Here is a 23,409-nt window from a genome sequence, read left to right on the forward strand (position 1 = left end):
TTTTTGCCATGAAAACTGGTACAATTAATAGAAAGGGCGGTGAGTGCGAGATGTACGGCAAAATCCTCGTAGTAGACGACGAACAACCGATAGCGGATATCCTCAAATTCAACTTGGAGAAGGAAGGTTATCAGGTCATTTGCGCTTTTGACGGCGGTGAAGCGGTGGAGCTTGCATTCCGTGAAGAGCCCGATCTCATTCTGCTGGATCTCATGTTACCTGTGAAAGACGGGATGGATGTATGCAGAGAAGTGCGCAGCAAGATGGACATTCCGATTATTATGCTGACCGCCAAAGATTCCGAGATTGATAAAGTGCTAGGTTTGGAGCTTGGAGCGGATGACTACGTAACGAAGCCTTTCGGCACGCGGGAACTGCTGGCAAGAGTGAAAGCCCACCTGCGCCGCCAGAACAAGAACAACACGGCTGCGCCGGAAGAAGCCTCAGGGCAACCGGTGAACGGTTTGCGGGTGCATCAGCTGCTGATCGATACGGATATGTATGTAGTATATAAAGAAGGCGAAGCGCTGGATTTGACCCACAGAGAATATGAGCTGCTCTATTATATGGCCAAAAATTCTAGTAAAGTCATGACCCGGGAGCATTTATTGCAAGCGGTGTGGGGCTTTGAATACTTCGGTGACGTGCGGACTGTGGACGTTACGATTCGCCGGTTGAGAGAGAAGATCGAAGACGATCCCAGCAAACCGGAGTACATTACGACAAGAAGAGGTCTGGGGTACATGATGCGCAGCCCTAAAGCAGGAGGATTCTGATGAAAGGCCTTCGGTTCCTGCAGACGATTCAGCTGAAGCTGATTATTATTTATGTTTTGCTGATCTTGATCGCGATGCAGTTGATTGGGGTGTACTTCGTATCTACGTTGAAAAATTCCCTGATCGACAACTTTACGAGAGAATTGACCAAGCAAGCCGATTTCCTGTCGGTGTATGTAGGACCCAAGATTGCCGAAAGCCTCGGCGAGGACAAGACCAAGAAGCTGCCTGCCGCCAAGAAGAATGAGGGGCTGAACCCTTATGTGCAGGACCTGCTGAGCATCGGTGAGGCCGAAATTCAGGTGATCGATACGAACGGGATCGTCATCGCGGTGTCCAAGCAAACCCAGCAAGCTTATATCGGCCAAAAGGTGACGAAAACCCTGGTCAGCCGCGCGCTTCAAGGGATCGAGGACAACGAAGAGGAGATCGTGGACAGCGACAACATCCGCAAGAAGGTTATTGCGAAGCCGGCCATGGACGAAAGCGGGCGGATTGTCGGCGCGGTGTACCTGGAAGCCTCGATGAAGAACCTGTACGAGGATATGGATGACATCAACCGAATCTTCATCTCCGGTACCATCTTCGCCCTCGTACTGACCGCGTTGCTCGGTATTGTGCTGTCCCATATGATTACGAACCCAATCAAGGAAATCACCAAGCAGGCGACCGCCGTGGCCGAGGGGAACTTCGACCAGAAGGTCAACATCCTCGGCAGCGACGAGATCGGCCAGCTTGGCGAAGCCTTTAACTATATGACGAACCGGCTGCAAGAGGCGCTGTCGATCAACGAGGAAGAGAAGGAGAAGCTCTCCTCCATTCTGGCCAACTTGTCCGACGGCGTGGTCGCTACCGATACGCTCGGGCAAGTCATCCTGATGAACCGGCGCGCGATGCAGATGCTGAAGGTGGCGCCAGGCCGCGTTGAAGGCACCCGGCTGGCCGGCCTGCTGGGTATGGCGCCGGAAGCGATGCGCCCCTTCTTGCAGGGAAACCGTTCCACGGTGCCTCTGGAGCTGCACCCGGAGGAAGAGCCGCTGCTCGTGCGCGTCACGTTCACGCCGATCCAGAGCCGCGAGAAAGGCGTGACCGGCTCCATCGCGGTGCTGCAGGACGTCACGGAGCAGGAAGAGCTGGAGCAGTCCCGCCGCGAGTTTGTCGCGAACGTATCGCATGAGCTGCGGACGCCGCTCACGACGATCAAGAGCTACCTCGAGGCGCTGGATGACGGCGCCATGGAGGATGCGACGCTCGCGAAGCGATTTATCGGCGTGACGCGCAACGAGACGGAGCGGATGATCCGCCTGGTGACGGATCTGCTGCATCTGTCCCGGCTCGACTCCAGCAAATCCGCCATTCAGCGCGAAGAGACGAATGTGCTCGAGATGCTGGAGGAGGTCGCCGACCGCTTCGCCTTCCAGCTGAAGCAGAAGTCCATCAGACTTCGCGTCATTCGGGGCGAGGGCGTGGAGCGGGCGCGGATCGACCGCGATCAGGTCGATCAGGTGTTGGACAATCTCGTGTCCAACGCGATCAAGTATATGCCGGACGGCGGTCAGATCGAGCTGTCCGCGCGCAAACCCGATGCGGCTACCGTGGAAATCGCGGTAAAAGATACCGGCATCGGCATCCCCAAGAAAGATCTGGGGCGAATATTCGACAGGTTCTACCGTGTCGACAAAGCCCGTTCCCGCAACATGGGCGGCACCGGTCTCGGGCTGTCTATTGCCCGGGAAATTGTCAAAGCCCACGGCGGCACGATCGCATTGGAGTCCGAGATTAATCAGGGCACCAAAGTAAGCTTCACGCTTCCGGTCGGTACGGAAGGGAGCGAGTCGAACGCATGAGAGAGAAAATCAAGTCAGCGCTGCTAATATTACTTGTGGGGATGAGTCTGCTGCAAAGTTATTTTCTGGCCTACAACATCCCCGACTTTAACATAACGAACGAAGCTGAAAGCAGTTATATCCAGACGGACCTCAAAGGAACCGAGGAAACCGTAGGCAATTTGTTGCAGCCGGAGCAGATGATTCTGCACTTCGGGGAAAATCGACATACCCTGCTGTATCCCGAGACGCAGTTCTACGATCTCATTTTTCAACGGCTCAAAGGGAGAACGTTTGACGGGTTTCAACGGCTGTCGTCCATCCGTGTCGACTGGAAAGAAGTACGCGCCGATTTCAAAGGGGTCGAAATCCGTTTTAATCAGGGAATTCCCATGAATCTCCTATCCCAAATGATGCAAATTCAGGGCGAAATCGCTCTGGAATCTGATACAATTAACCGTATATGGATTTTTATGAACAACAACAAGGAAGATGATGTGCGCACGCTGTTTGGGAACGAAGAAGGGACCTTTATCTACGAATCTACCAAAGCCGATTTAACGGTGAAAGACCTGGAGGAGTTCGTGGGTTTCGGCGAGTACCAGACCCCATATACATGGGAGATCGGCGATTATTACTTGCCAACGGAGCCTGTGAAGATCGTGAAGTACCGGTTGCCTTATGAGGAGTTTACGCCCGAGCAGATGCAGAAGAGTCTGTTCCCGGATCCCGAGACGACGCGCGCGTTGCCGGAGCAGGACGGTTCAGTGATCTATACGGATAGCAAAAGAGGGCTCAGGGTCAAGACAGCCACCAAGTGGATTTCCTACACAGATCCGATCGCGCCGGTGGACAGTCGTAACGATATCCCGCAGAACCTCGTTGCTTCCGTCCAGTTCGTGAACCGCCACGGCGGATGGAACGGCAAGTTCCTGCTCCGGGACACCGCGGGAAATGACAATATGGGAGACGGCAATGAGTTTGTGTTCCAACAGTACTACGGCTCGTATCCGATCGTGTCCGACGAGAAGACGGACTTCGGGTATATGCGTCTGAACGCGCAAAAGGGCGTAGTTTCAGCCTACGAACGCTCTCTGCTGACGATGGAGAGTCCTGTCGTCGAGAAGATGCAGATGACGCTGGTCGGGGGCGATGTGTTGAAGAATCGTATGCTTCAGCAACCGACCGCATCGCCGGTGCGATTCGTGTACCCGGCCTATGTGCCGCGGTTGACGAAAGAGTTCATAGAGTTGACACCCGCATGGGTCGTGGAATCGCCGGACGGAACCCGGCACATCTTACGTTAGGAGGCGAGCGGGATGGATTGGGGAAGAGCCAAGACCGTATTGATTCTATCTTTTCTTCTGCTGAACGTCCTGCTCGGCTTCCAGCTGTGGAATGATTACAAGGAAACCGGGCCCGCCACCGCTTTTGACGGATTGACCGAGGAAACTCGCGCGGTGATGCAGGAAAAGAAGATCCGGATGGATACGAATGCGAAGATACCGAAAGGGACGCCAAGCCTTCAGACGACGGTGAGTTTCAATCAAACGCTGAACTCGGCGGAACGCGTCCCCTTGGTGCCACCGGTGGAAAGCAAAGCGGTGCTGCTGTCCCGCAACAACTTCGAGGAGAAGTTCAAAGACCGGATTGATCAGGCGGAAGATTATGAGCTGGACCCGATTACGAGTTCGGGGAAGGTGTTTATTTTGCATCAGATGTACGGAGGGTATCCTCTCTTTGAAATGACGCTAAAGCTGTATTACGAGAATCAACAGATTAACGCGTTTCAACAAAGCTATGCTCAAACCCCTTCGGGGGCGGAGGAAAAGGAACAGCCGGTGCTGCCCGCCTACACGGTTTTGGGAATTCTGGTAAAGAATCATCTGCAGAACGGGGCCGTTATCCAGGATGTGCGGCTCGGCTACCACGGGCAATCCTACAACTCTCAGGTGCAGGTGTTTGCGCCGTATTGGCGGGTTGCGATTGAGGGCGACAAGATTTTCTATGTGCACGCGATTAACGGTGCCGTTGAGGATCCGTCGCAGGAGGAGAAGCAAATATGGGAATAAGATTCAGCGTATTATCCAGCGGCTCGACGGGGAACGCCACGATTGTGGAGACGGAAGACGCGAAGCTGTTGGTGGATGTGGGCTTTAGCGCGAAGAAGATGGATCAGTTGTTGGCGGAGCGGGATGTATCGGCCGCGGATCTGGACGGGATTCTGGTGACGCACGAACATTCCGATCATATTAAGGGACTGGGCGCTTTTGCCCGAAAGCACGATCTCCCGATCTACGCCAATGAGAAAACTTGGGAAGAATTGAATCGGCAGTGCGGCGCGATTGCGGAAGCGAATGTGCAGGTGCTGGAAACAGGCGGCGTGCGCGACTTCGGTTCCCTGCAGGTCGAGTCCTTCGGGATCTCGCATGATGCGGCCGAGCCGGTAGGGTACACGTTCCATCAGGGTGAAGAGAAGCTAAGCCTGGCCACGGATCTCGGGTATATGAGCACCAAGGTGAAAGAGAAGATTATCGACTCCGATGTGCTCGTGCTGGAATCCAACCATGATGTGGGCATGCTCCGTATGGGGAAATATCCGTGGAACATCAAGAGGCGTATCCTGAGCGACATCGGTCATTTATCCAATGAGGCGGCAGGCGATGCGCTGGGCGAGTTGTTATCGGGACGTACGCGACGCGTTTATTTGGCTCATTTGAGCAGAGATCATAATATGATGGATTTGGCCAAACTGACCGTGAATAACATATTAGAAGAGCAAGGTATTCGGGTGTCCGACAAGGAAGTGACGCTGATGGATACGTTCTACGACAGGCCTACGCCGTGGGATAAGGTGGGTCAAAAGTAAGACGGTCCAGCGAGTTGGCTTTAGTGTAGATTTCGGCTTGGGTGAGGATTCCTTTTTCTATTAAAAGCTCCGTCAGGGCCTGTAGCACAATCATGTTCTGGTAATGAGAGTCTTTCAAATCGGCAAGCTTGGCAATGAGCTGGACTTCCTGAAGATGAGATTGGGCACGGTTCATTTACATTTCCCCTTTATGGCAGTATAGTTATTTTATAAGGAAAAAGTTGGGTATTGGAAGTTGCTAGTATTAATCTATTATAGTCATAGGGTTTAGAAATCATTCCTATGGAGTGAATAAATAGAGATAGAGGCTTGTAAGTGTCGGAAGTTGGCAAGTGGCCCACCCGAGGGGAGAGAATGGCTGTGAGTTTTTTTGATGATGATTTTTTTACGACGAACGTTCCCGTCCGGGAGCGGCTCGCGCGTTCCATTAGAAGCAAGACGTCCGGAGTCCCAATCTGGGCGGTTGTCGCTGTAACTTGCGCGTTGAGTGTGAGTATTACGGCTTTCACGGTGTCTTCGTTTGGGGATGACGGAAGCGGGAGCGGGTCAGTAATCGCAGGATCGGAGCGGTTGGCGGTAGCAGGGAATGATCGAATTATCCGCGCGGCGGCCAAGGTGAACAGCTCGGTCGTGAGTGTCATCAACAAGCAGAACACGTTTACGGAGGATGGCGAAGATATCGGCGGCGGCGAGTCCGCGCTGGGATCCGGCGTTATTTTCTACAAAGAGGGCAAGATTGCCCGAATCATCACGAACAGCCATGTGGTGGAAAACTCGGCGGAATTAGAGGTCATTCTATCCGATGGGAAGCAGAAGAAAGCGAAATTAATCGGTCAGGATCCGATTACGGATCTGGCCGTGCTTGAAGTCGACAGTGAAGGCATTAAATCGGTGGCGGAGCTTGGAAACTCCGAGCAGCTGCAGATCGGGGAATGGGTCATCGCGATTGGAAATCCGTTGGGGCTGGGTTACTCGCAGTCGATAACGTTCGGCATTGTGAGCTCCACGCACCGGGTGTTGCCGATTTCATTGGGGAACGACGGAAGTTACGATTGGGAGCAAGAAGTGATTCAGACGGACGCGGCGATTAACCAGGGGAACAGCGGCGGGGCTCTTGTGAACCTGGAGGGCAAAATCGTCGGCATCAACTCGATGAAAGTGTCCGATATGGGCGTGGAAGGGCTTGGTTTTGCGATTCCGATTAATGATGCGATGCCGATTGTGAACGAGCTGATTGAGAAGGGGAAGATTGATCGTCCTTATTTGGGCGTGTCCTCCATTGATCTGGCGAACTATCTGGGCGAAGATGGCAGCGGCGAATCGCCGGAAGAAGTACTAAAACTGCCCGAAGAAGTGCAAAATGGTATTATCGTGCTTGAAGCTCAAGGCCCCGCGCTGAAAGCGGGCTTGCAGTTTAACGATGTCATCGTGAAGCTGGATGAGCTGGAGATTACCTCGGAGCTCGATTTGCGCAAGTACTTGTACACGGAGAAGTCCATTGGCGATACGGTGAAGTTATCGTATTACCGGGACGGGAAGCTGAAGGTCGTGGACGTGGTGCTGGAAAGTCGGAAGGACGAGGAGTAAGGTGCGGTGAGCAGGTGGCTGCTGCGGGCGGTGAGGGAATCACCGTAGGTTTATGCCGCTGGCCGCGGTAACGATTATTTTTACACATCATATGACTTGCTAAAAGAGAGGTAACTTACATGTTTGTGGTTTGCAAAGATCATTTGGAGTTAGCTATCGATAAATTCGTTGACGAATATGAAGATGCGCCAGACTTGGTGAACTTGGAGGATGCTCATTTCAACGCTTGGGAGCCTCCGTCCCATTGTGATCAGTGTGCGCAGAAGGGTCAGTTTTTAGTAGTGTAGGGAGGGCTGCGGCTCTCCTTTTTTGTTGGGATGGGGCGGGTGCTGGTATGGGTGCAAGTGCAGTGCAAGTGCAGTGCAAGTGCAGGTGCAAGTGCAAGTGCGAGTGCGAGTGCGAGTGCGAGTGCGAGTGCGAGTGCGAGTTGCTGGTGCCAGTACGGCTAAGGAATCGTGGTAACACTATTTGGACATTTTGGGCGGAGTTTCAGTTCTAAGGAATCGTGATATCACTATGGTGGGCGAAACCGTGGTTTTGGAGTACATATGGGTGGAATAGCGTTAGTAGGATTCGTTACATTTTTAAAGTGGGCTGAAATGGCTAATTAGCGTTATAGGGATTCGTCCCTCGTATTTAAGGGGTTTTCTCATAAATCCTCACTCATTCGCAGGATATCATCGCTTTGAACAAACCAACATTGTAGGAATATGGGGCGATCAGCCTCGAAACATGAACTTGGGCATGCAGGAATAGAAGTCACGAATAGTGTTTCCATATAGTGCACACTCCACTTGTCCCTTGGAGGCTTACCCTCCCATGTCTCAACGGGTCACTGCCCTTACATTCCTTCGTTATGCCTGTCCAAGGCGTGGAGACCAGTCGCGTTTAGAAGATGGGTCAAAGCCCTTACGAATCCCACACTTGGTTCTCTATGCATTGTAAGATCCTGCGAATGAGTCAATATTCATAGTGTTGCGTGTTCGTGAATTAGGCTACTGCTTGGAAATGTAAATCCGAACGGTACGACTCACCGCGCTGAATCATGCCCACGATCATACGGGCAAGCTTGCCAATGAGTTTAAACACCGACACCATTTTCTTCATCCCTTTGACTTTAACATTGTGTTCATGAAACCTTTTAAAGTCCGGGTGCTGTCGGATCAGGCATAGCACTGCTAAAAAGAAATGTTTTCTTAAGGTTGCGTCTCCGCGTTTGGAAAGTTTAATTTGACCCTTATGCCTGCCGGATGTTGACTCCGCTAAATTAAGACCGGCTCGCCGCAGGAGTTGCTGTCCATGAGCATAAAGGCGAAGATCGCCCGCGCAGCCTATTATTGTTGCAATGGTCATGGAACCAAGCCCGTGAATGCTCTGGAGCTGTTCCGTAAGGGGCAGAGACTCTAGCAACGTCTCCATGTGGAGTTCTATGGCATCAAGCGCGGCTACAGCTTCATCATACGCTTTCAACAAGCATTTTATTTCTAGGCGAGCTTCTTCAGGGACATTCGCTTTACCAATACTTCTCTGAGCAACGGACAGGAGTTCTGTCGCCTTGGCTACGCCACTTACACCTCCGACTCGCTTCATTCCTTGCTCGCGCCATGTATCTAATATCTGATCCGCCGAAATGTTTACCAGGTCAGAAGGCAAGGGATAAATACGGAGCGTGGCCAGTGAACGGAGGCGAGTCCAGTCGGGAAACACTTGACTGAACTCCGGGAAGTACAGGTCGATCCAACGCGTGATGCGATTTTTGTAAGTGACGGATTGCTTTACCCAGAACTCTCGCTGACTTACCATAGCCTTCATTTGTTCAAACGTGTCAGCTTGCGGGTTGTACTCCGTATAGTATCCTCTGCTGACCACATCGGCGATGACCAATGCGTCTTTAGGGTCGTTCTTGGAAGGGCTGTTGTCGCGGTTTTCCTTGTTGCGATGAGTCGTTACAGGATTGACCAGAACGACTTTCACACCTTGCTCACGAAGCCAATGGGCGAGATTAAACCAGTAATGTCCTGTAGGTTCCAACCCGACAACAACATAGGAGAGCCCTTTCTTGGCCTGGACATCCTTGACCCACCGAAGCAATCTCTCATACCCCTCCTGGGTATTGGTAAAAGCAAGATGACGAGGGGTAAGTGCCCGACCGCGGTAGTCCGTAATTTGAGCAGCGTGTGCATCTTTAGCAATGTCGATTCCAACGACAGCATGTTTCATGGTGATTCGTTCAATCCGTTGATTTGTTTGATCTTTTTTAGTAAAATTCATTATGGAGCGCCTCCTGATGGGTTTTCTTAAGGGCTATGACCCCGTACACCCCCATCATACAAGGCGCTCCTGTTTTTTGTCCAAGCTCATTTCTTAGCTCATACAGGAATGTTTAGAATTCTTGGTGGCGTTCGGGTACATAGGTTTTGACCGGTGAATGGGGAAGTTGTTGGGCTGGATTGAGTTGGTTTGGTGGACTTTGGTGCAGGGGTTGCCAATTTGAGCGGGAGGAACGTCATCAGAGCTGTATATGTATTTTGAGCTAAAATGGGGGATATCCCGTTGACTCAGTAGAAAGGTTGGGCGGCTTTATGTTGATCCAGATTGTAGCGGTGGGCAAGTTGAAGGAGAAGTATCTGGTGCAGGGCATTGCGGAGTATGCCAAGCGGCTGGGGCCGTACGTCAAGCTGGTGCTGACGGAAGTGCCCGATGAGAAAGCGCCGGAGACGATGAGTCCGGCGGAGGAGGCGCAAGTGAAGGCGCGCGAGGGCGAGCGCATTCTTGCGCAAATCAAGAGCGAGGCGCACGTCGTCGCGCTCGCGATTGAGGGGCAGATGTGGTCCTCGGAGGAATTGGCTGGCCAGCTGGATAAGCTGGGTACCTATGGGACGAGTCACATCTGCTTTGTCATCGGCGGATCCAATGGACTCGCCGATGGGGTGTTGCGCCGGGCTCAAGCGAAGCTGAGCTTCGGGCGCATGACCTTGCCGCACCAGCTGATGCGGCTGGTGCTGGTGGAGCAGGTTTATCGCGCAGTGAAGATAAACCGGGGGGAGCCGTATCACAAGTAGAAAAATACAATTAAATAGTGTATACAGAAACAATTTATTTTTAAAAAAAATACAAAAAAAGAGCATGTCGAGAAAAGATACTTCTCACATACTCTTTATGTTTTGTAGAAGTTAAGGAAATAAAAAAGATAACCTACTGTCACGTAGAAACGTTTCAGAGTTATCTTGTGCCATATAATATGGCTCGTGATACTATTTTATAGTATATGCAAGCAAAATGAAAAAGTCAACAAGTTAAGAAAGTAATTTTTTCCAATCAGAGTAATTGTTATTACCCATTCTTTCAAGTAAACGAACATTTAGATCATATTTATTTTTTTTGAAGTTTTTATTATTAGAATAGATAATTTTTTTCAAAGGTTTTTTTAATTTAGACAACTTTTCGTATGATCCTAGTACCTTTAAAGTATCATAAAGATTTAATACAGCGGCATGCTTAGTATGTTTTTTTCCTCCATTTACTGTTACAGTTCTGATTTTTTGAGCAGGAGACATATTCAATTTATTTACTAGTATAGGCAAAATCCTAAATGTAGATGCAGTGGAAAATCGATTTATTAAAGAAAAATGAGCACATTTGTTACGTAACTCTCTGATAATATCTAAAGAATTTAAGAATAAATCCCTATCTGAGTAATTTAATCCAAAATCTTTTAAAACTTTTTCTAATACTACTTTTCTTGAATAATGACAAAATCTTTGAAGTGTGCCAAAATCAAATGTTTCGATTGCTACCCAAAGAGGGACAACAATTTGTCTACTATCCTTTTCATACAGATTACAACCTGCTGGTGGTGTGTATTGATTAGAAGGAGTGGAGAATATATTAATATCGATAAAATCATTGTTTTTGACCAGAAAATATAGAAATTGAGGTTTGAATAAAAAGAAATCATTGAATTCATCTACAACTTTTCTGTTTTGATCATGATACAAGGGATATTTATCCCCTAAAGTTGTTTTTAAGTCTATGTAGTTTTGTTTATTTGTGTACTGCATAGTGTTCTCTGGTGTCCTACAATAGGACTCAGTAAAATGTCGTGAAATTGATGTTTTTAATTTAGTTTCGAAATCATGTAAAATTGAAGTAACATGATTAGTAAGAATTTTGTCAAATTTGTGCAATCTTACGAAGTCATCAAATGATGCAGTATCATAATTTTTTACCTTATCTCCTGGTTTAACAAGCAGCAAATCTTCAATTCCATTGATTACATTAAAGTAGTTATTTTTATTAACGTAATCAATAAAGAAATCTTTGTTTTTTATAGTTAGTCCCCTAGTGATTAACAGGTTATGCTGATCCAGTGTAGATTTAAATGGCTTAATCGGCACGATACCCCTCCTTAGTCATATTATACTATATTTTGAGTTTATAAGTTGTTAGCATAGGATAAAATCATTCTGATTTGACTGTAGATCTTTGAATGGAATAATAAAAAGTCATTAAAGAAACCACTCCTTCTCAGGAGTGATTTTCTTTACAAGGAGAAGTATATGTTATGGTCAAATCGTACTTTGTGCTTAGATACATCACGGTGAACCTTATCATAAATAGGACCAATTTTTTGCGAAACATATGAGGCGGGGGCATGGACTTGAATATATGTGTGTAGGTTGAAAGGTGGTCATCATGAAAACCCCAAACTACAGTAATGACAGAGAGCATTTTGGGTTTGTCTGTTGATGAATAAGGAAAACTTTTGCAAAGTATGTTCTATTGTGTTATGTTTTGAATGAACGTTCATTCGACGGATGGGGTGGCATATGTTTTCACAAAGTCAGCAATTAAAACAGAAACTATCCGAAGGATTCGAGGAATTAGTTTCAGAAAGTGCAGTAAGACAAATAATTATTCATGCAATTGAGGTATTTTCAAGGAAAGGGTATGTAGGAGCAAAAATTAAAGATATTGCCTCAAGTGCAGGATTCAGTCAAGGTTATGTTTATACATATTTCAAATCAAAAGAAGAGATTTTCACAAAAATAGTAGAGCTTGCCTCAGAAGGAGCAGGACAAGCAGTTCAATATGCTGCTGAAATGTCCGGATCACCTCTAGAAAGAATTACTTGGCTAACTGAAGCCTTTTTGTCCCCAGATAGCATTGCAATGCAGCATTGGAAATTAATTTTAATTCAGACGGCTACCTCGGATGCAATTCCTAAAGAAGCGAATCGAATATCAAAGGAAAATATGAAAAAACCATTTGAACACCTAATTCCATTAATCATACAGGGGCAAAAAGCTGGAGAAATTATCGAGGAAGATCCATTGTTATTAGCTATAACCTACTTTTCTTTCATTCAAGGTTTGGGAATTGCCAGAATGCAAACCACAGGGCAAATTCCTTTTCCTTCAACGGAAATAGTCTTGCGATTTATGAAAAAGGAAAAGTGAATTTGCCAATAATGTGGGGAGGAAATGAATCATGGTAAAAGTGTTTAAGAATGAATCGGGTAGAACGCAAGTGCTGAGTTCATATAATCGGATCCTTGAAATGTGGTCGATAGATTTCCAAGAACATGATGTGAAAAGCAAGTATGGTACGACCTATTGTATTACTTCAGGAAGTAGGGGAAACCCTCCGCTTCTATTATTTCATGGGGTTGGAGATAACTCTGCGGTCATGTGGGTCTTAAATATTAAGGAATTATCCAGGCATTTTTACTGCATATCCGTTGATACTATTGGGGGTCCTGGAAAGAGTATTCCAAATGAGAATTACAAGAAGAACTCGTTTAACCAAACCGATTGGATTAATGAAATTGTGGAACATTTCAATATTGAAAACTTTAATATAGCGGGCGTATCCAATGGTGCATATATGGCATACAACTATACGACTGTTAATAGCGAAAGAGTTAATAAAGTAGTTTGTATGGAGGGAGGAATGGTTACTAAGCCAATTAAAACCATGATACAAACCCTACTTTTGATGTTTCCTGAAATACTGATTCCAACGCATCAAAACATGCTTAAAATTATGAAGAAACTAAGTTCGCCTAACTCCGATATTTTTGATAAATACCCCTCAATTGTGGAGCATCTAGTTCTCTTAATGAAAAATCATAATCAGCAAGCAATGTTTGTTCATAAACTCGAGAAATATGATAAAGAAAAAGGTGCAGCTATAAGAAACAAGCTTTATTTTCTAATAGCAGAACATAGAATTAATATTAGAAAAGATTTCATAAATATTCTGGATAGTGACGGATTCCGCTATAAAGTGATTCCTAACGCGGGGCATGGCATCAACCATGAACAGCCAGATATAATTAATAATGAAATTATTAGATTTTTGAAAAAGTAAATATGATTTACCATAGAATTTCCTGAACCGTACCATAAGTAAGAGCATATTTTTTTGTTAATTCCTCTGGGGGGTTGTATAAGTGGCTCACAAAAGATGAACTGTAACCCTTTTTGTGGACACGTGCGCCGGCCTTACAGTGTCGAGAGGTAAAATGTTTATGAATGCGTTGGTAGTCGTTCTTATCTGAATTATTCACGTTCTTGCCTCACAGCTTCTGCTTTCATCCAACGATAATACCCACTACGACTGACTTCAGCAACATCACTTAAATGACTCGTTAGACCTTTTAAGTTGTATTTACGAGTGGTAACCTAGCTCAAAGGTTTCTGAAGGGGTTAACGTGTGGGCTTCACCTGCCTTTCTAGATCGTCGAGCTTTTTAGGAACTCATTCTCCATCTCCAACAGCTTAATCTTAGCCTCGGCGCGCTTTAACATCTCTTCCGTAGTTACCTCCTTTGAGGATGGTCTACCTTTACTTCCCTTGCCTCTGCGGTCCATTAATAATCCCTACTCTCCATGTTCAATCCGCGCGCTGCGCGGCTTTTTTTATTAGCAAAATCTATTTTAACCATCAAATTATTTTATTTATTATACTCTAGACAGTCCTGATAGTATGATATATTATCCAATTGAGGAATTTATTATATAGCGAAGCGAGGGATTTGCCAATGAACCAAATGACTATGGGACAAACCAACAAAAGCTTCACCAAAGCCGGATTGCTCAGAATACGTGAAGTGTTGGCAGGGCATGTCGACTCCGGGAAGATTCCTGGGCTTGTCGCCTTGGTTAGCCGCAACGGGGAAACTCACGTCGAAGCGTTGGGAACCATGCAGCATGATGGTGGCGCACCGATGCGCAGGGACACGATCTTCCGCATGGCATCCACATCCAAACCGGTCGCAATCGCGCCGGCTTTAATCCTGCTCGATGAGTGCAAGCTGCGAATGGACGATCTTGTCGAACAATGGCTGCCCGGCGTAGTACCGGCAGGCGTATAATTCCATTTTATCGAGCCGTTCGACTGCAGGGACAATACCCAACCTGCGTTGGACCCGCTGTACCAATTTTTATTGCTGATAATGGCAGGGTCACCGGTAACACCAGGAGATTGGATCCAAAAAGATACGGTAAAATCGGTTGTCGTTCCGAAGGCAGTTGCAGAGGTTTTTCCCAGATCAAGGTATTGGCCGGCTTGTGTAAACTCCAGCGCTTTTCCGATCCGTCCGTTTACATACTGCGGATTACCGATAGCGGTAACCGGGACGGCATTTACAGAACTGTCTGTTACGTTGCCTTCCATTTTAAGCTCCAACGAAGGATTGGCCGGCAAGGGGCCGTTAGCGTGCGTGACCGCGACGTTTTGCCATGTCACTCCGCCTAGCAGCACCGCAGCTGACATTACCGTAATCGCTAACTTCTTGAACATTAATTTCACTCCTTGATTTGTTTTTGCCAACTGAAACCACATAAATGGACTTGTTACCATGATTATTATGTGGATTTAGTTTGACTAGTTTCATCCTACCGCTCATTCATTAACGTAACATCAAGGCAAAGTAAATAATTGATGTAATTTTCACGAGGCCGTAAAAAAGCCATGGTCAACGGATTTTCTTCCGCTGACCATGGCTTTTTAGTTGGATTCGGTTCGTGCCGACAACCGGGAACGAATGCCCTTGCCGTCCCACAACACTTGCGTGGATGCCTCTCGATTCTTCATCGCGGGTTCTTCAAGCAGGACAAAGAAATTTTTGGCGGGCAATTCGCCCAATCCGTGTTTCGCAGTTAACCGGTCCAAATACAGCTTGCGCATTTGGCCCAAATCGTTGGAAAGGTTATCTCCGCTCTGCGAGAAGCAGTACAGAACGCTTGCTACCGGCACACGCTTCGTCCGAAAACGCTCAGAGGCTCGCAGATAGAAATCCCAGTCCCAGTAATTATAAACTTCCGTATCAAACCATCCCAATTCCTCGTGTAAGCTTCGGCGGTACATACAGCCTGAAGCGACAAAAGTCGAAAATGTGCGCATTTCCCGAGGATCATCATTATAAGCAAACAGCAAGCGGCTGGTCGGAATCCGGCTGCCGTCGGCATCCGTCCTATAGTCGAATATTTCCACATCGGAGTAAACCAGATCCTGTTCCGAGAGCTGTTCTAACATCCGTTCCATATGTCCGGGCAGCAATAAATCGTCATCGTCCAGCAACAGAATAAACTCGCCTCTTGCCTTCTCCAGGGCCAGATTTCTCGCACGAACATGTTTAACGTTAACATCGAGGTTTAACAATACGATATCCAGCTCCGGATAGGCGGCAACGGCCTTCTCAACCGATTCGCCATGATCGTTCACTACAATGACTTCAAAGTTGCGATACGTTTGCCTAACTAATGATTCAAGCATTTCGGCCAGCACAGCGGGACGATTATACGTTGGCGTAATGACGGAAATCAATCCTGTTTCGCCGCCCGTCCATTTCTTCTCCTTCATTACACATCTCCCCGAGCATGTAATCGTAATCGGTTTTCATATCCTTGTTCGGCAAGCGCCTTTCGTTCTCCTGCGTGACCTCAGAATTTCTCAACGGACAAGGTGCGACGCGTAGAGGCTTTGACGGCCGCAACCAGCAGCAGCGCCATTAGCCCCATCAGACTTGCCAGAACTACAACAGACACGCCTGACGTGAAACGGTCCATCGCGTAACCCGTGAATAACGGAAGAATGGCCCCGCCGATTCCGCCCGAGGCGATTAAGAGGGAAGTGGTGCGTTCGGTGTTTCCAGGCAATACTTGATTTGCAAAAATTAACCCGATCGCAAATATGCCCGACATTAACAATCCCATGAGCAGAATCATAAAGAAGCTAACTGTAAATCCGTCCGCAAGATAAAATAGAATAAAGACCGCCACGGCGCCAAACGAGCTGACCCCCAAATACCGCGCATAACCGCTTCGTTCGGCTACGGAACCCGCAAATAAACGGCCGACAGACATGCTGGCCCAGAAGAATGACACCGCTGCCGCTCCTGTAGCCGTACTTACATTCAATTTATCAATCAGGATGGATGGCAAAAAGTTAACAAAGCTCATCTCAATGCCGACGTACAGCAGGAAGAAAGCCGCCAGAATGAACAGCACCCATTTTTTGGAGCCGCCATAAGATGAGGGTTGATTCTCTGTCAGTTCCTCTCCGCCCAGCATCGGCTTCGCCAGTAATGCGTCGGTTTGCCCGAAGGACATGAAGCTGAACAGCAGCAGACATAAGACAGAAATACCCGCAATTAAAGGGAAACTCAGCCTCCACAGATCCAAGCCAATCAAGATACTGGCAACCGCAGGCATCAACATGGCTCCCAAACCGAAGAACACTTCAAGACGGGTCATGGCCACCGCGCCGCTCTTGGCGAACTCAATAACAATCGCGCCAATGATCGCTTCCACCATACCGAATCCGTATCCTGCGAACGGAGCCGCAACCAACAACAGCGACCAGTCCGGCAGGAAGCTGTACAGCACCTGGGCCGCGGAAAGACATGCCAATGCTAAGATGATGGTACCTCTTCGTCCCAGCCTTCTGGACCACCATGGTCCGCTCAGTACGCCCAGCAGAAAACCGCTGAATTGCAGAAAAATAAGCACGCCGCCGTCTGAATACACTTTGCCGTAATGATGCAGTAAATCCTCCAGCACCGATCCGACAATGACGTGCGCTAAACCAATTAACAAATAAGCCAGACATCCGGCCCATATAAATTTCTTCATTTTCATTACCTTCCTCTGTCAAAGCAATCGCTGTGAATCCTCTTGAATCCTCTTTTCTTTCCACTTTAATTCATGATCGAAATTCCCGGTGATCTTGAGGCGATTTCCGTAAACGATCAGCACATCGCCTTCTTCTAGCTTGGTGTGCAGCCGCACGGCCCGAATGTTGGACTCTCCACGCTTAATAAAGAGGAGCTGAATGTCAGTCTCCTCATCCGTAATTTCGGTCCAACGTTTCTCAATCCAACGCGAATCCGGCGGGATGGGCACTTCTATGAACCAGTCGTTCTTATCGAGGAACAAAGCCTCTTTCACCGCGATTTCATGCAAATCGTAGTGTTCAATCAACTGGACGTGCACTAGTCGGGTGAGTCTGTCCTGTATGGCCGGTACCTTCGACGTCAACAGGATCACAGTCAACCCTCCGGCAATCCAAGCAGCTTGTTTAACCCCGAACTGCTCCGAAAGCAAGGCGCTGAGCGTGGAAATCAGCACGGCCAGGGAAAACACACCGAAGAGAATCAGGAACATCGCAACTCTTCGCCGAAACGGGTGACGCAGAATCATCTCGGATTCCTTCGTCGTGAAGCCGGTAGCCGTGAGCATGGAAATAACCTGGAAGCGGGAGATATCCCGATTAAGGCCGGTCATACGCATGAAGACGACGGCAATTTCCACAACGAGCAATATAATGGCCAAGTATAAGCCTATAAATATCATAGAATGTAAACCACCTTTGTCAAAGTCCTTAACAGACTTTTACCCTGCCGTCAGGGGCGTAAACCGGATAACCAGGAAAGCATCATGTCCGTTACGCTTTGCAATTGTTCTTCAGGCGTGATGGAAGCGGGTTGATCGCCTTTCTGGGCGCCGTAGCTGCCGAACAAAGCATGATTGCCGCCTTCCACTTCATAGAACACCGCGTCTGCAGGAAGCAAGCTCTTGCTGGTATCATATTTGTCTCGGTTGAGTACACCGTCTTTGCTTCCCGTAACGGATAACACGGGCATGTTGACCTTCGCCAAGTCTCCCTTCGATTCCGGATAAGAAGCCATGAAGAAAACCCCCTTCATGATCTCGGGGTGTTTGGCGGCGTAGCGCGCCGCCATCGTCCCGCCCAAGGAATGGCCGCCGATAATGAATCGTTTCGTCTCCCCTTTCGATGCCTCCACGACCGCATCTGCGCGGTCCGCATCAATAATGGCCAAGTTCATCGGCATCTTGACAATGAAGGTGCGGTAACCGTCTTGCGCGAGTTCCCTGGCGTATGTAGCGTAACTCGCGGGTTTCACCAGAGCGCCGGGGTAGTAAATGATAGACGTCCCGTTCGGTTTCTCCGGCTCAAACCGAATCATCTTGGATTCATTTGTCACGGTTACCCCTTCACCGCTCTGCATAGCGCGAACCGCCTCTGCCGACGGTTCATAAGGATTTAGATAGATCGCCGCAGCCACAACCAGCACAACCAGAAGGGCAAGTAAAGACCAGCGAATTGGATGTTTTCTCATCGGTTGAACTCCTTAAGTAAGTAAGTAGTTATTCATTCTATCATACCCCAAATTCAGGTATAAACAAGAAAACCCCTAACGGAGTCTCTCCGATGGAGGGATCGCGTTTAGAGGCAGCCAAGATTATCGACGTCCTGTCCATTTATTCCTGAACAGAATCAGCATTGCCGTTAATACTGCGTAGATTCCGAGCACCGCAAGAAAGGTCCACAGCCGTTCCTGATTCGAACCGTCCGCATACAGGACCGGTCCTAACCCAAAGAACGAAACCAATGCGTAAAGAACGATAAAAACACTATAAACGATCGCTTTCATTACAGGTACAACGCGTAAATTAGGATGGCCAGGATGATGCGATAGATAGCGAACGGAATGAGTTTAATCCGGTTAATCAGCTTCAGGAAAAACCTTATGGAAATCAACGCGAAGATAAACGCGCTGATAAAGCCTACAATAAAAAACGGCAACGCATCGACCGTGAAATATTCCCAGTTCTTGATCATCGACAGGGTACTGGCACCCAGCATGACCGGCACCGCCATAATGAAAGTAAAGTCGGACGCCGCTCTGTGACCCATTCCAAGCAATACCCCACCGGAGATCGTGGACCCGGAACGCGAGAAGCCCGGCCATAAGCCTACACATTGAAACAGCCCCATACCTAAGGCTTGCTTGTAAGTCATGCCGTCGACCGTATCCGTTGTCGTCTTAGGACGAAGTTTGTCTGCCGCAATCATCAGCAGCGCTCCGATAATTAGTCCGAATATAACTGTTCTTACCGAGAACAGGTATTCATCAATATAATCTTCGAACAGAAAACCAAGCACACCCGCGGGTATTAACCCAACCAGAACGTGAGTAAGCTTCAACCGATGGTTCGGTGTTAACGAGCTTGCCGAAGGAATGGTCCCCGGCTCCGCCTGTTCCGGAGGGGCCGCTTCAACCGGAACTTTACGGCTGAGGCCTAACAGGTTCATGAACCTGTCTTTGAATACCAATAATACAGCCAGAATGGAGCCTAGCTGAATGACCACTTTAAACGTGTTCGCCACCGGTTCCGAAAACAGTTCTTTGGAATGCAGCAACATGTCATCCACGATAATCATGTGTCCCGTAGAAGATACGGGCGCGAATTCAGTCAGTCCTTCAACGAGTCCCAGCAAAAAGGCAACGATCAATTCCCAAATATTCATAATAGCTTGTCTCCTCGTTCTTAATAAAATAGTTCAGGAAAAATATAATGGAAAGCCCTTGGAATTGCAAGGCACTAAAGACACATGCCATATTTCATATCTATGTAATCCGGCCCTTCCTAAACCGAGTTTAACTTAATCCTTGTCTTATGTGCAAAAAAAAGAGAGCCGCGTCAAAGCTCCCTTAAAGTTTTCATTTTACATGTGTCAACGGAACAAGCGAAGCAGTCCGTTCCCTTGCGCGTTTGGCGACAGCCCTAAAGAAACGGTACGACGCTTTAGTTCGCTGTATAGCTCCGGTTCCGTAACGGCGCGGCCCAGACCCGCTTCCAGAACACCGATCAGAATCGCGGCGCCTCCGGAAACGTGGGGAGCCGCCATACTGGTGCCGGAAATATAGGCGTAGCTTCCTCCTGGAAAAGTGGACAGCACATTGACACCCGGCGCGATCAGATCCATCTGCGGATTGGAATTGGAGAATGTCGCCACACCTGTATTCGGGTCGTAAGCGCCCACTTCCAACACCTCCGGATAATATCCCGGATACGCAATTTCATTCGTGTTGGCATTTCCGTCGCCGTTGTTCCCCGCTGCCGCCACCAACAGGACGCCGGAACCCTTGGCGTTAATGATGGCGTTCTGCAGCGGAGGGTAGTTCACGGGAGAGCCGAGCGACATGTTGATTACACGCACACGCTCTCCGTTCGGTCCCGTCCACCCTACAGCGATGTTGATCGCGTAGGTTAACACATCCGAGTTTCCGTTCCCCTGCCCGTCCAACACTTTAATGATGAGCAGCCGGGTAGCGGGAGCGGCTCCGGCCACGCCGATGCCGTTTAGGTTGGCCGCGATCGTGCCGGCCACATGGGTGCCGTGACCGTTGAAATCTCTGACATCCGTTTGGCTGTTCCCTTCCGTCGTGAAATTCAACGTGCCGATGATGCGTCCTTGCAAGTCCGGATGGTTGACGTCGCATCCGGTATCCAGCACCGCTATAACGGAGCCGAACCCGAAGTATCCGATATTCCAATAATCGGGAGCGTCAATCTGATAAATGCCGAGCGGCACTTCATTCGCGAAAGGAACCACCGACGGAGCGTTGCTGACCTCTCTCGCATCTTTCCCGGTGCGGTCCGCGGCCTCTTTATCCTGTAGCTTTTTCGCTTCTCTGTCTTTATCTGTGACATATCCTTTGTCCTTATCCCGATCCGGGTCATATATGACAGGGATTTCACCATCCGGCAACCAACGCGTCAATTTATCAAACTTCGGCGGCTTGTACTTTGGCGGCTTCGGTTTCCCCTTACCGGGTTTATTCTTATCCGGTTTGTTCGAATCCGGCTTGTCCTTTGAATCATCAACCATCACTTCATCTCCCCTATATGCTGATTTTGTGAACATGGAACGTCTTGCATTTCCATTGTAGAGCGAAAGACTTTAGTTGAATTCGGACAAGTGCGGAATATTGGGGTGCGCTCACAAAAAGGGGTGAACCGTACGGGGAGAATACCTGCTTCTGGCGGGTGAAGCTTTCAATTCGGTAGGTAATTAAGACGCAAGCCGGCATATGCTGTAATAGACGTGTTTAATTGCTCAGCATTTTGGTTATGACAAATACATTGAAGGGGAGGCCTGGACATGGAATATGATTTCATCGTTAAACTGACATTCGCGCTGATTGTAGGGATGCTGATCGGAATCGACAGGCAGCTAAAACATAAGCCGCTCGGGCTAAAAACCTGTATGATATTGTGCATTGCCAGCTGTCTGGTCACCATTGTATCCATTGATTCGATGAAGTATTTGCACTCCGTCAGCATTACCAATAATGATCCGATGCGTCTTGCCGCCCAGATTGTATCCGGCGTAGGCTTTCTCGGGGCGGGCGTGATCCTCCGCAGAGGTCATGATGTTATCAGCGGTTTAACCTCCGCCGCCATGATCTGGTCCGCTTCCGGACTCGGTATCGCCATCGGAGCCGGTTTCTACGCGGAAGCGTTCTATACGGTGTGCCTGCTTATTTTTGCTGTGAATGTATTGCCATGGTCCCTTCGGAACGTCGGGTTTATGCGGTTAAACCAGAGAGATATCTTTGTGAAAATTACGCTGGAGCCCAATATGCAGTTGTCGGATATTATTTTGCACATTAACGGTCATGAGGGGTTGGGGGTTATTAAGACGCTTAAAGTCAAGGATCTGGAATCGGGAATTCAGCAAATGGAGCTTACTCTTTCCTCTCCTCACGTGCGGTTTGCGACAGATATTTATTATGCGATCAAAAAAATGAATCATGTTCGGGATGTGGAAGTCGAGCACTTATAACGAATTATAGGCTCCTGTGATCTAGTATAATTTTGTTATATCAAACAATAAGTACCAATCTTGTCTGGAATAAGGTACAATAAGTTTTAGTTTTCTAACGGTAACCAGGGGGTCCCATGAAGAAACATACAATGAAATTCGCACTTACGGTCACAACGATCTTGATATTATTGACGGCAACAGGTTCAGCCGTTTTCGGGGCAAGCGCGGCTTCAACGCCCGTTACAATGATGTTCGCGGGAGATATTCTGCTGGACGGCTATGTCGGCACGCAAATCAAGAAATTCGGTATCCATTATCCATGGATGAAAGTGGCGCCCTCCTTACGCAAAGCCGATATTGCATTCGCGAATTTGGAAACATCGGTTTCCGTACGCGGTAAACCCGAAGCGAATAAGATGTTCACGTTTCGCTCCGAGCCGAAAACGCTCGATGGCTTGAAAGCTGCCGGGGTCGACGGGGTAAGCTTGGCGAATAATCATATTCTGGATTATGGAACACAGGCTATGTTGGATACGATGGTCCATCTGGACCGCCGAGGAATCGGAAGGACCGGCGCGGGCAGCAGCAGGGATCAGGCCTTTAAGCCTTATGTCAAGACGGTGAAAGGCAAGAAAATAGCTATTCTAGGCGTCAGCAATGTGTTCAGCAGCAGCAGTTGGGCAGCAGGCGCCGAAAAGCCCGGGGCGGCCTCAGCCTTAACGGAAGAACCTCTGTTGTCCCACGTCCAAAAAATCTCCTCCGGCAGTGACTTCACGGTCGTTTATCTGCACTGGAACAAAGAGTTTCAATATACCCCTGAGGGGTATTCGCGCACGCTGGCCAAGAAGCTTATTGATCACGGTGCGGATCTGATCGTTGGCGCGCACAGCCATACGGTCATGGGCGGTGAATTTTACAAGCATAAGCCGATTTACTATTCCCTTGGGAATTTCATCTTTAATCAGTCCGCGAGAGGCGGCCCAAAAACGGTTCTCTCCATGATGCTGTCCGTCACCGTATTAGACGGTAAAGTTACAGGCCGGATTATCCCCGCCAAGATTATTGGCGGTCAGCCGAGATTAATGGACGCCAAGTTTAACGCGGCGATGTATGCTCACTTTAACAAGTACTCTTACAACGCCAAGGCTTCGGCCACAGGAATCGTTACCGAGAAAACTTCCGGTAAGTAAAGATATTAACAAGAACAA

22 protein-coding genes and 1 pseudogene are annotated in these 23,409 nt (G+C 48.3%); 13 read left to right on the forward strand and 10 right to left on the reverse strand.

All coding sequences use genetic code 11. The features are described from left to right. Positions 1-50 precede the first annotated feature (50 nt). Genes yycF through SY83_RS06855 form a run of 5 tightly spaced genes read left to right on the forward strand, consistent with a single transcriptional unit; the run spans position 51 to position 5,471 of the window. On the forward strand, positions 51-776 hold the full coding sequence (yycF, locus tag SY83_RS06835; RefSeq protein ID WP_068605434.1) for a response regulator YycF: 726 nt from the start codon (positions 51-53) through the stop codon (positions 774-776). Continuing rightward, on the forward strand, positions 776-2,623 hold the full coding sequence (gene walK / locus SY83_RS06840) for a cell wall metabolism sensor histidine kinase WalK (protein WP_068605435.1): 1,848 nt from the start codon (positions 776-778) through the stop codon (positions 2,621-2,623). Before yycF ends, walK begins: the two co-directional genes overlap by 1 nt. Further along, entirely contained in the window at positions 2,620-3,909 is a 1,290-nt protein-coding gene (locus SY83_RS06845) for a YycH family regulatory protein (RefSeq protein WP_068605436.1), read from the forward strand. Before walK ends, SY83_RS06845 begins: the two co-directional genes overlap by 4 nt. Positions 3,910-3,921: 12 nt before the next feature. After that, the gene (yycI, locus tag SY83_RS06850) at positions 3,922-4,674 is read left to right on the forward strand and encodes a two-component system regulatory protein YycI (protein WP_068605437.1); all 753 of its coding nucleotides are present in this window, start codon (positions 3,922-3,924) and stop codon (positions 4,672-4,674) included. Next, entirely contained in the window at positions 4,665-5,471 is an 807-nt protein-coding gene (locus tag SY83_RS06855) for an MBL fold metallo-hydrolase (protein ID WP_068605438.1), read from the forward strand. Before yycI ends, SY83_RS06855 begins: the two co-directional genes overlap by 10 nt. Here SY83_RS06855 and SY83_RS06860 read toward each other — a convergent pair. Beyond that, positions 5,440-5,646: a hypothetical protein gene (locus SY83_RS06860; RefSeq protein ID WP_068605439.1), complete on the reverse strand. Its 207-nt coding sequence runs from the start codon at positions 5,644-5,646 to the stop codon at positions 5,440-5,442. The genes SY83_RS06855 and SY83_RS06860 overlap by 32 nt on opposite strands. A 185-nt stretch (positions 5,647-5,831) precedes the next feature. Between SY83_RS06860 and SY83_RS06865 the strand changes: the two genes are divergently transcribed. Both SY83_RS06865 and SY83_RS06870 read left to right on the forward strand, forming a co-directional pair. Continuing rightward, positions 5,832-7,058: a S1C family serine protease gene (locus SY83_RS06865; protein ID WP_068610964.1), complete on the forward strand. Its 1,227-nt coding sequence runs from the start codon at positions 5,832-5,834 to the stop codon at positions 7,056-7,058. A gap of 119 nt (positions 7,059-7,177) precedes the next feature. After that, entirely contained in the window at positions 7,178-7,345 is a 168-nt protein-coding gene (locus SY83_RS06870; RefSeq protein ID WP_068605440.1) for a CxxH/CxxC protein, read from the forward strand. Between the two features lie 703 nt (positions 7,346-8,048). On the opposite strand, the gene SY83_RS06875 is transcribed toward SY83_RS06870, so the two are convergent. Next, a complete protein-coding gene (locus SY83_RS06875; RefSeq protein ID WP_068604190.1) occupies positions 8,049-9,329 on the reverse strand; it encodes an IS110 family RNA-guided transposase in 1,281 nt (426 codons plus the stop codon). 311 nt (positions 9,330-9,640) lie between these two features. Between SY83_RS06875 and rlmH the strand changes: the two genes are divergently transcribed. Further along, the gene (rlmH, locus tag SY83_RS06880; RefSeq protein ID WP_068605441.1) at positions 9,641-10,120 is read left to right on the forward strand and encodes a 23S rRNA (pseudouridine(1915)-N(3))-methyltransferase RlmH; all 480 of its coding nucleotides are present in this window, start codon (positions 9,641-9,643) and stop codon (positions 10,118-10,120) included. Positions 10,121-10,354: 234 nt separating this feature from the next. Here the strand turns inward: rlmH and SY83_RS06885 are convergent, their stop codons facing one another. After that, positions 10,355-11,455, reverse strand: coding sequence for an Abi family protein (locus SY83_RS06885; RefSeq protein ID WP_068605442.1), 1,101 nt, complete (start codon positions 11,453-11,455; stop codon positions 10,355-10,357). A gap of 432 nt (positions 11,456-11,887) precedes the next feature. On the opposite strand from SY83_RS06885, the gene SY83_RS06890 reads away from it, so the two are divergent. From SY83_RS06890 to SY83_RS23030, 3 genes and pseudogenes are all read left to right on the forward strand, one after another. After that, entirely contained in the window at positions 11,888-12,517 is a 630-nt protein-coding gene (locus tag SY83_RS06890) for a TetR/AcrR family transcriptional regulator (RefSeq protein WP_068605443.1), read from the forward strand. Between the two features lie 31 nt (positions 12,518-12,548). After that, positions 12,549-13,430, forward strand: coding sequence for an alpha/beta fold hydrolase (locus SY83_RS06895; protein ID WP_068605445.1), 882 nt, complete (start codon positions 12,549-12,551; stop codon positions 13,428-13,430). A gap of 687 nt (positions 13,431-14,117) precedes the next feature. Next, positions 14,118-14,411: pseudogene (locus SY83_RS23030) on the forward strand (serine hydrolase); the annotation flags it as partial. Positions 14,412-15,070: 659 nt separating this feature from the next. Here SY83_RS23030 and SY83_RS06905 read toward each other — a convergent pair. From SY83_RS06905 to SY83_RS06935, 7 genes are all read right to left on the reverse strand, one after another. After that, positions 15,071-15,925: a glycosyltransferase family 2 protein gene (locus tag SY83_RS06905; RefSeq protein WP_068605446.1), complete on the reverse strand. Its 855-nt coding sequence runs from the start codon at positions 15,923-15,925 to the stop codon at positions 15,071-15,073. A gap of 80 nt (positions 15,926-16,005) precedes the next feature. Next, entirely contained in the window at positions 16,006-17,202 is a 1,197-nt protein-coding gene (locus SY83_RS06910) for an MFS transporter (protein WP_082882370.1), read from the reverse strand. Positions 17,203-17,214: 12 nt separating this feature from the next. Continuing rightward, complete coding sequence (locus tag SY83_RS06915) at positions 17,215-17,916, reverse strand: TrkA C-terminal domain-containing protein (protein ID WP_068605450.1); 702 nt, start codon at positions 17,914-17,916, stop codon at positions 17,215-17,217. A 50-nt stretch (positions 17,917-17,966) separates the two neighbouring features. Further along, positions 17,967-18,704 carry an alpha/beta fold hydrolase gene (locus SY83_RS06920; RefSeq protein ID WP_068605452.1) on the reverse strand — a complete coding sequence of 246 codons (738 nt, stop codon included), beginning with the start codon at positions 18,702-18,704 and terminating at the stop codon, positions 17,967-17,969. 123 nt (positions 18,705-18,827) lie between these two features. Then, a complete protein-coding gene (locus tag SY83_RS06925) occupies positions 18,828-19,019 on the reverse strand; it encodes a DUF6954 family protein (protein WP_068605453.1) in 192 nt (63 codons plus the stop codon). Then, positions 19,019-19,897: an undecaprenyl-diphosphate phosphatase gene (locus SY83_RS06930; RefSeq protein WP_068605455.1), complete on the reverse strand. Its 879-nt coding sequence runs from the start codon at positions 19,895-19,897 to the stop codon at positions 19,019-19,021. Before SY83_RS06930 ends, SY83_RS06925 begins: the two co-directional genes overlap by 1 nt. Positions 19,898-20,104: 207 nt before the next feature. Then, on the reverse strand, positions 20,105-21,262 hold the full coding sequence (locus tag SY83_RS06935; protein WP_082882371.1) for a S8 family peptidase: 1,158 nt from the start codon (positions 21,260-21,262) through the stop codon (positions 20,105-20,107). 273 nt (positions 21,263-21,535) lie between these two features. On the opposite strand from SY83_RS06935, the gene SY83_RS06940 reads away from it, so the two are divergent. After that, on the forward strand, positions 21,536-22,219 hold the full coding sequence (locus tag SY83_RS06940) for an MgtC/SapB family protein (protein WP_068605457.1): 684 nt from the start codon (positions 21,536-21,538) through the stop codon (positions 22,217-22,219). Between the two features lie 116 nt (positions 22,220-22,335). Then, a complete protein-coding gene (locus SY83_RS06945; protein ID WP_231891391.1) occupies positions 22,336-23,391 on the forward strand; it encodes a CapA family protein in 1,056 nt (351 codons plus the stop codon). The last annotated feature ends 18 nt before the right edge of the window (positions 23,392-23,409 follow it).

This window comes from Paenibacillus swuensis, from assembly GCF_001644605.1.
In the GTDB taxonomy this organism is placed as follows: Bacteria; Bacillota; Bacilli; order Paenibacillales; family DY6; genus Paenibacillus_N; species Paenibacillus_N swuensis.

Coding starts and splice junctions, on each gene's coding strand:
- yycI (WP_068605437.1), top strand. CDS start 3,922: ATGGATTGGGGAAGAGCCAAGACCGTATTGATTCTATCTTTTCTTCTG.
- SY83_RS06870 (WP_068605440.1), top strand. CDS start 7,178: ATGTTTGTGGTTTGCAAAGATCATTTGGAGTTAGCTATCGATAAATTC.
- SY83_RS06905 (WP_068605446.1), bottom strand. CDS start 15,925: ATGAAGGAGAAGAAATGGACGGGCGGCGAAACAGGATTGATTTCCGTC.
- SY83_RS06940 (WP_068605457.1), top strand. CDS start 21,536: ATGGAATATGATTTCATCGTTAAACTGACATTCGCGCTGATTGTAGGG.
- walK (WP_068605435.1), top strand. CDS start 776: ATGAAAGGCCTTCGGTTCCTGCAGACGATTCAGCTGAAGCTGATTATT.
- SY83_RS06935 (WP_082882371.1), bottom strand. CDS start 21,262: ATGGTTGATGATTCAAAGGACAAGCCGGATTCGAACAAACCGGATAAG.
- yycF (WP_068605434.1), top strand. CDS start 51: ATGTACGGCAAAATCCTCGTAGTAGACGACGAACAACCGATAGCGGAT.
- SY83_RS06875 (WP_068604190.1), bottom strand. CDS start 9,329: ATGAATTTTACTAAAAAAGATCAAACAAATCAACGGATTGAACGAATC.
- SY83_RS06910 (WP_082882370.1), bottom strand. CDS start 17,202: ATGAAAATGAAGAAATTTATATGGGCCGGATGTCTGGCTTATTTGTTA.
- SY83_RS06930 (WP_068605455.1), bottom strand. CDS start 19,897: ATGAATATTTGGGAATTGATCGTTGCCTTTTTGCTGGGACTCGTTGAA.
- SY83_RS06915 (WP_068605450.1), bottom strand. CDS start 17,916: ATGATATTTATAGGCTTATACTTGGCCATTATATTGCTCGTTGTGGAA.
- SY83_RS06860 (WP_068605439.1), bottom strand. CDS start 5,646: ATGAACCGTGCCCAATCTCATCTTCAGGAAGTCCAGCTCATTGCCAAG.
- rlmH (WP_068605441.1), top strand. CDS start 9,641: ATGTTGATCCAGATTGTAGCGGTGGGCAAGTTGAAGGAGAAGTATCTG.
- SY83_RS06855 (WP_068605438.1), top strand. CDS start 4,665: ATGGGAATAAGATTCAGCGTATTATCCAGCGGCTCGACGGGGAACGCC.
- SY83_RS06845 (WP_068605436.1), top strand. CDS start 2,620: ATGAGAGAGAAAATCAAGTCAGCGCTGCTAATATTACTTGTGGGGATG.
- SY83_RS06890 (WP_068605443.1), top strand. CDS start 11,888: ATGTTTTCACAAAGTCAGCAATTAAAACAGAAACTATCCGAAGGATTC.
- SY83_RS06945 (WP_231891391.1), top strand. CDS start 22,336: ATGAAGAAACATACAATGAAATTCGCACTTACGGTCACAACGATCTTG.
- SY83_RS06920 (WP_068605452.1), bottom strand. CDS start 18,704: ATGAGAAAACATCCAATTCGCTGGTCTTTACTTGCCCTTCTGGTTGTG.
- SY83_RS06895 (WP_068605445.1), top strand. CDS start 12,549: ATGGTAAAAGTGTTTAAGAATGAATCGGGTAGAACGCAAGTGCTGAGT.
- SY83_RS06925 (WP_068605453.1), bottom strand. CDS start 19,019: ATGAAAGCGATCGTTTATAGTGTTTTTATCGTTCTTTACGCATTGGTT.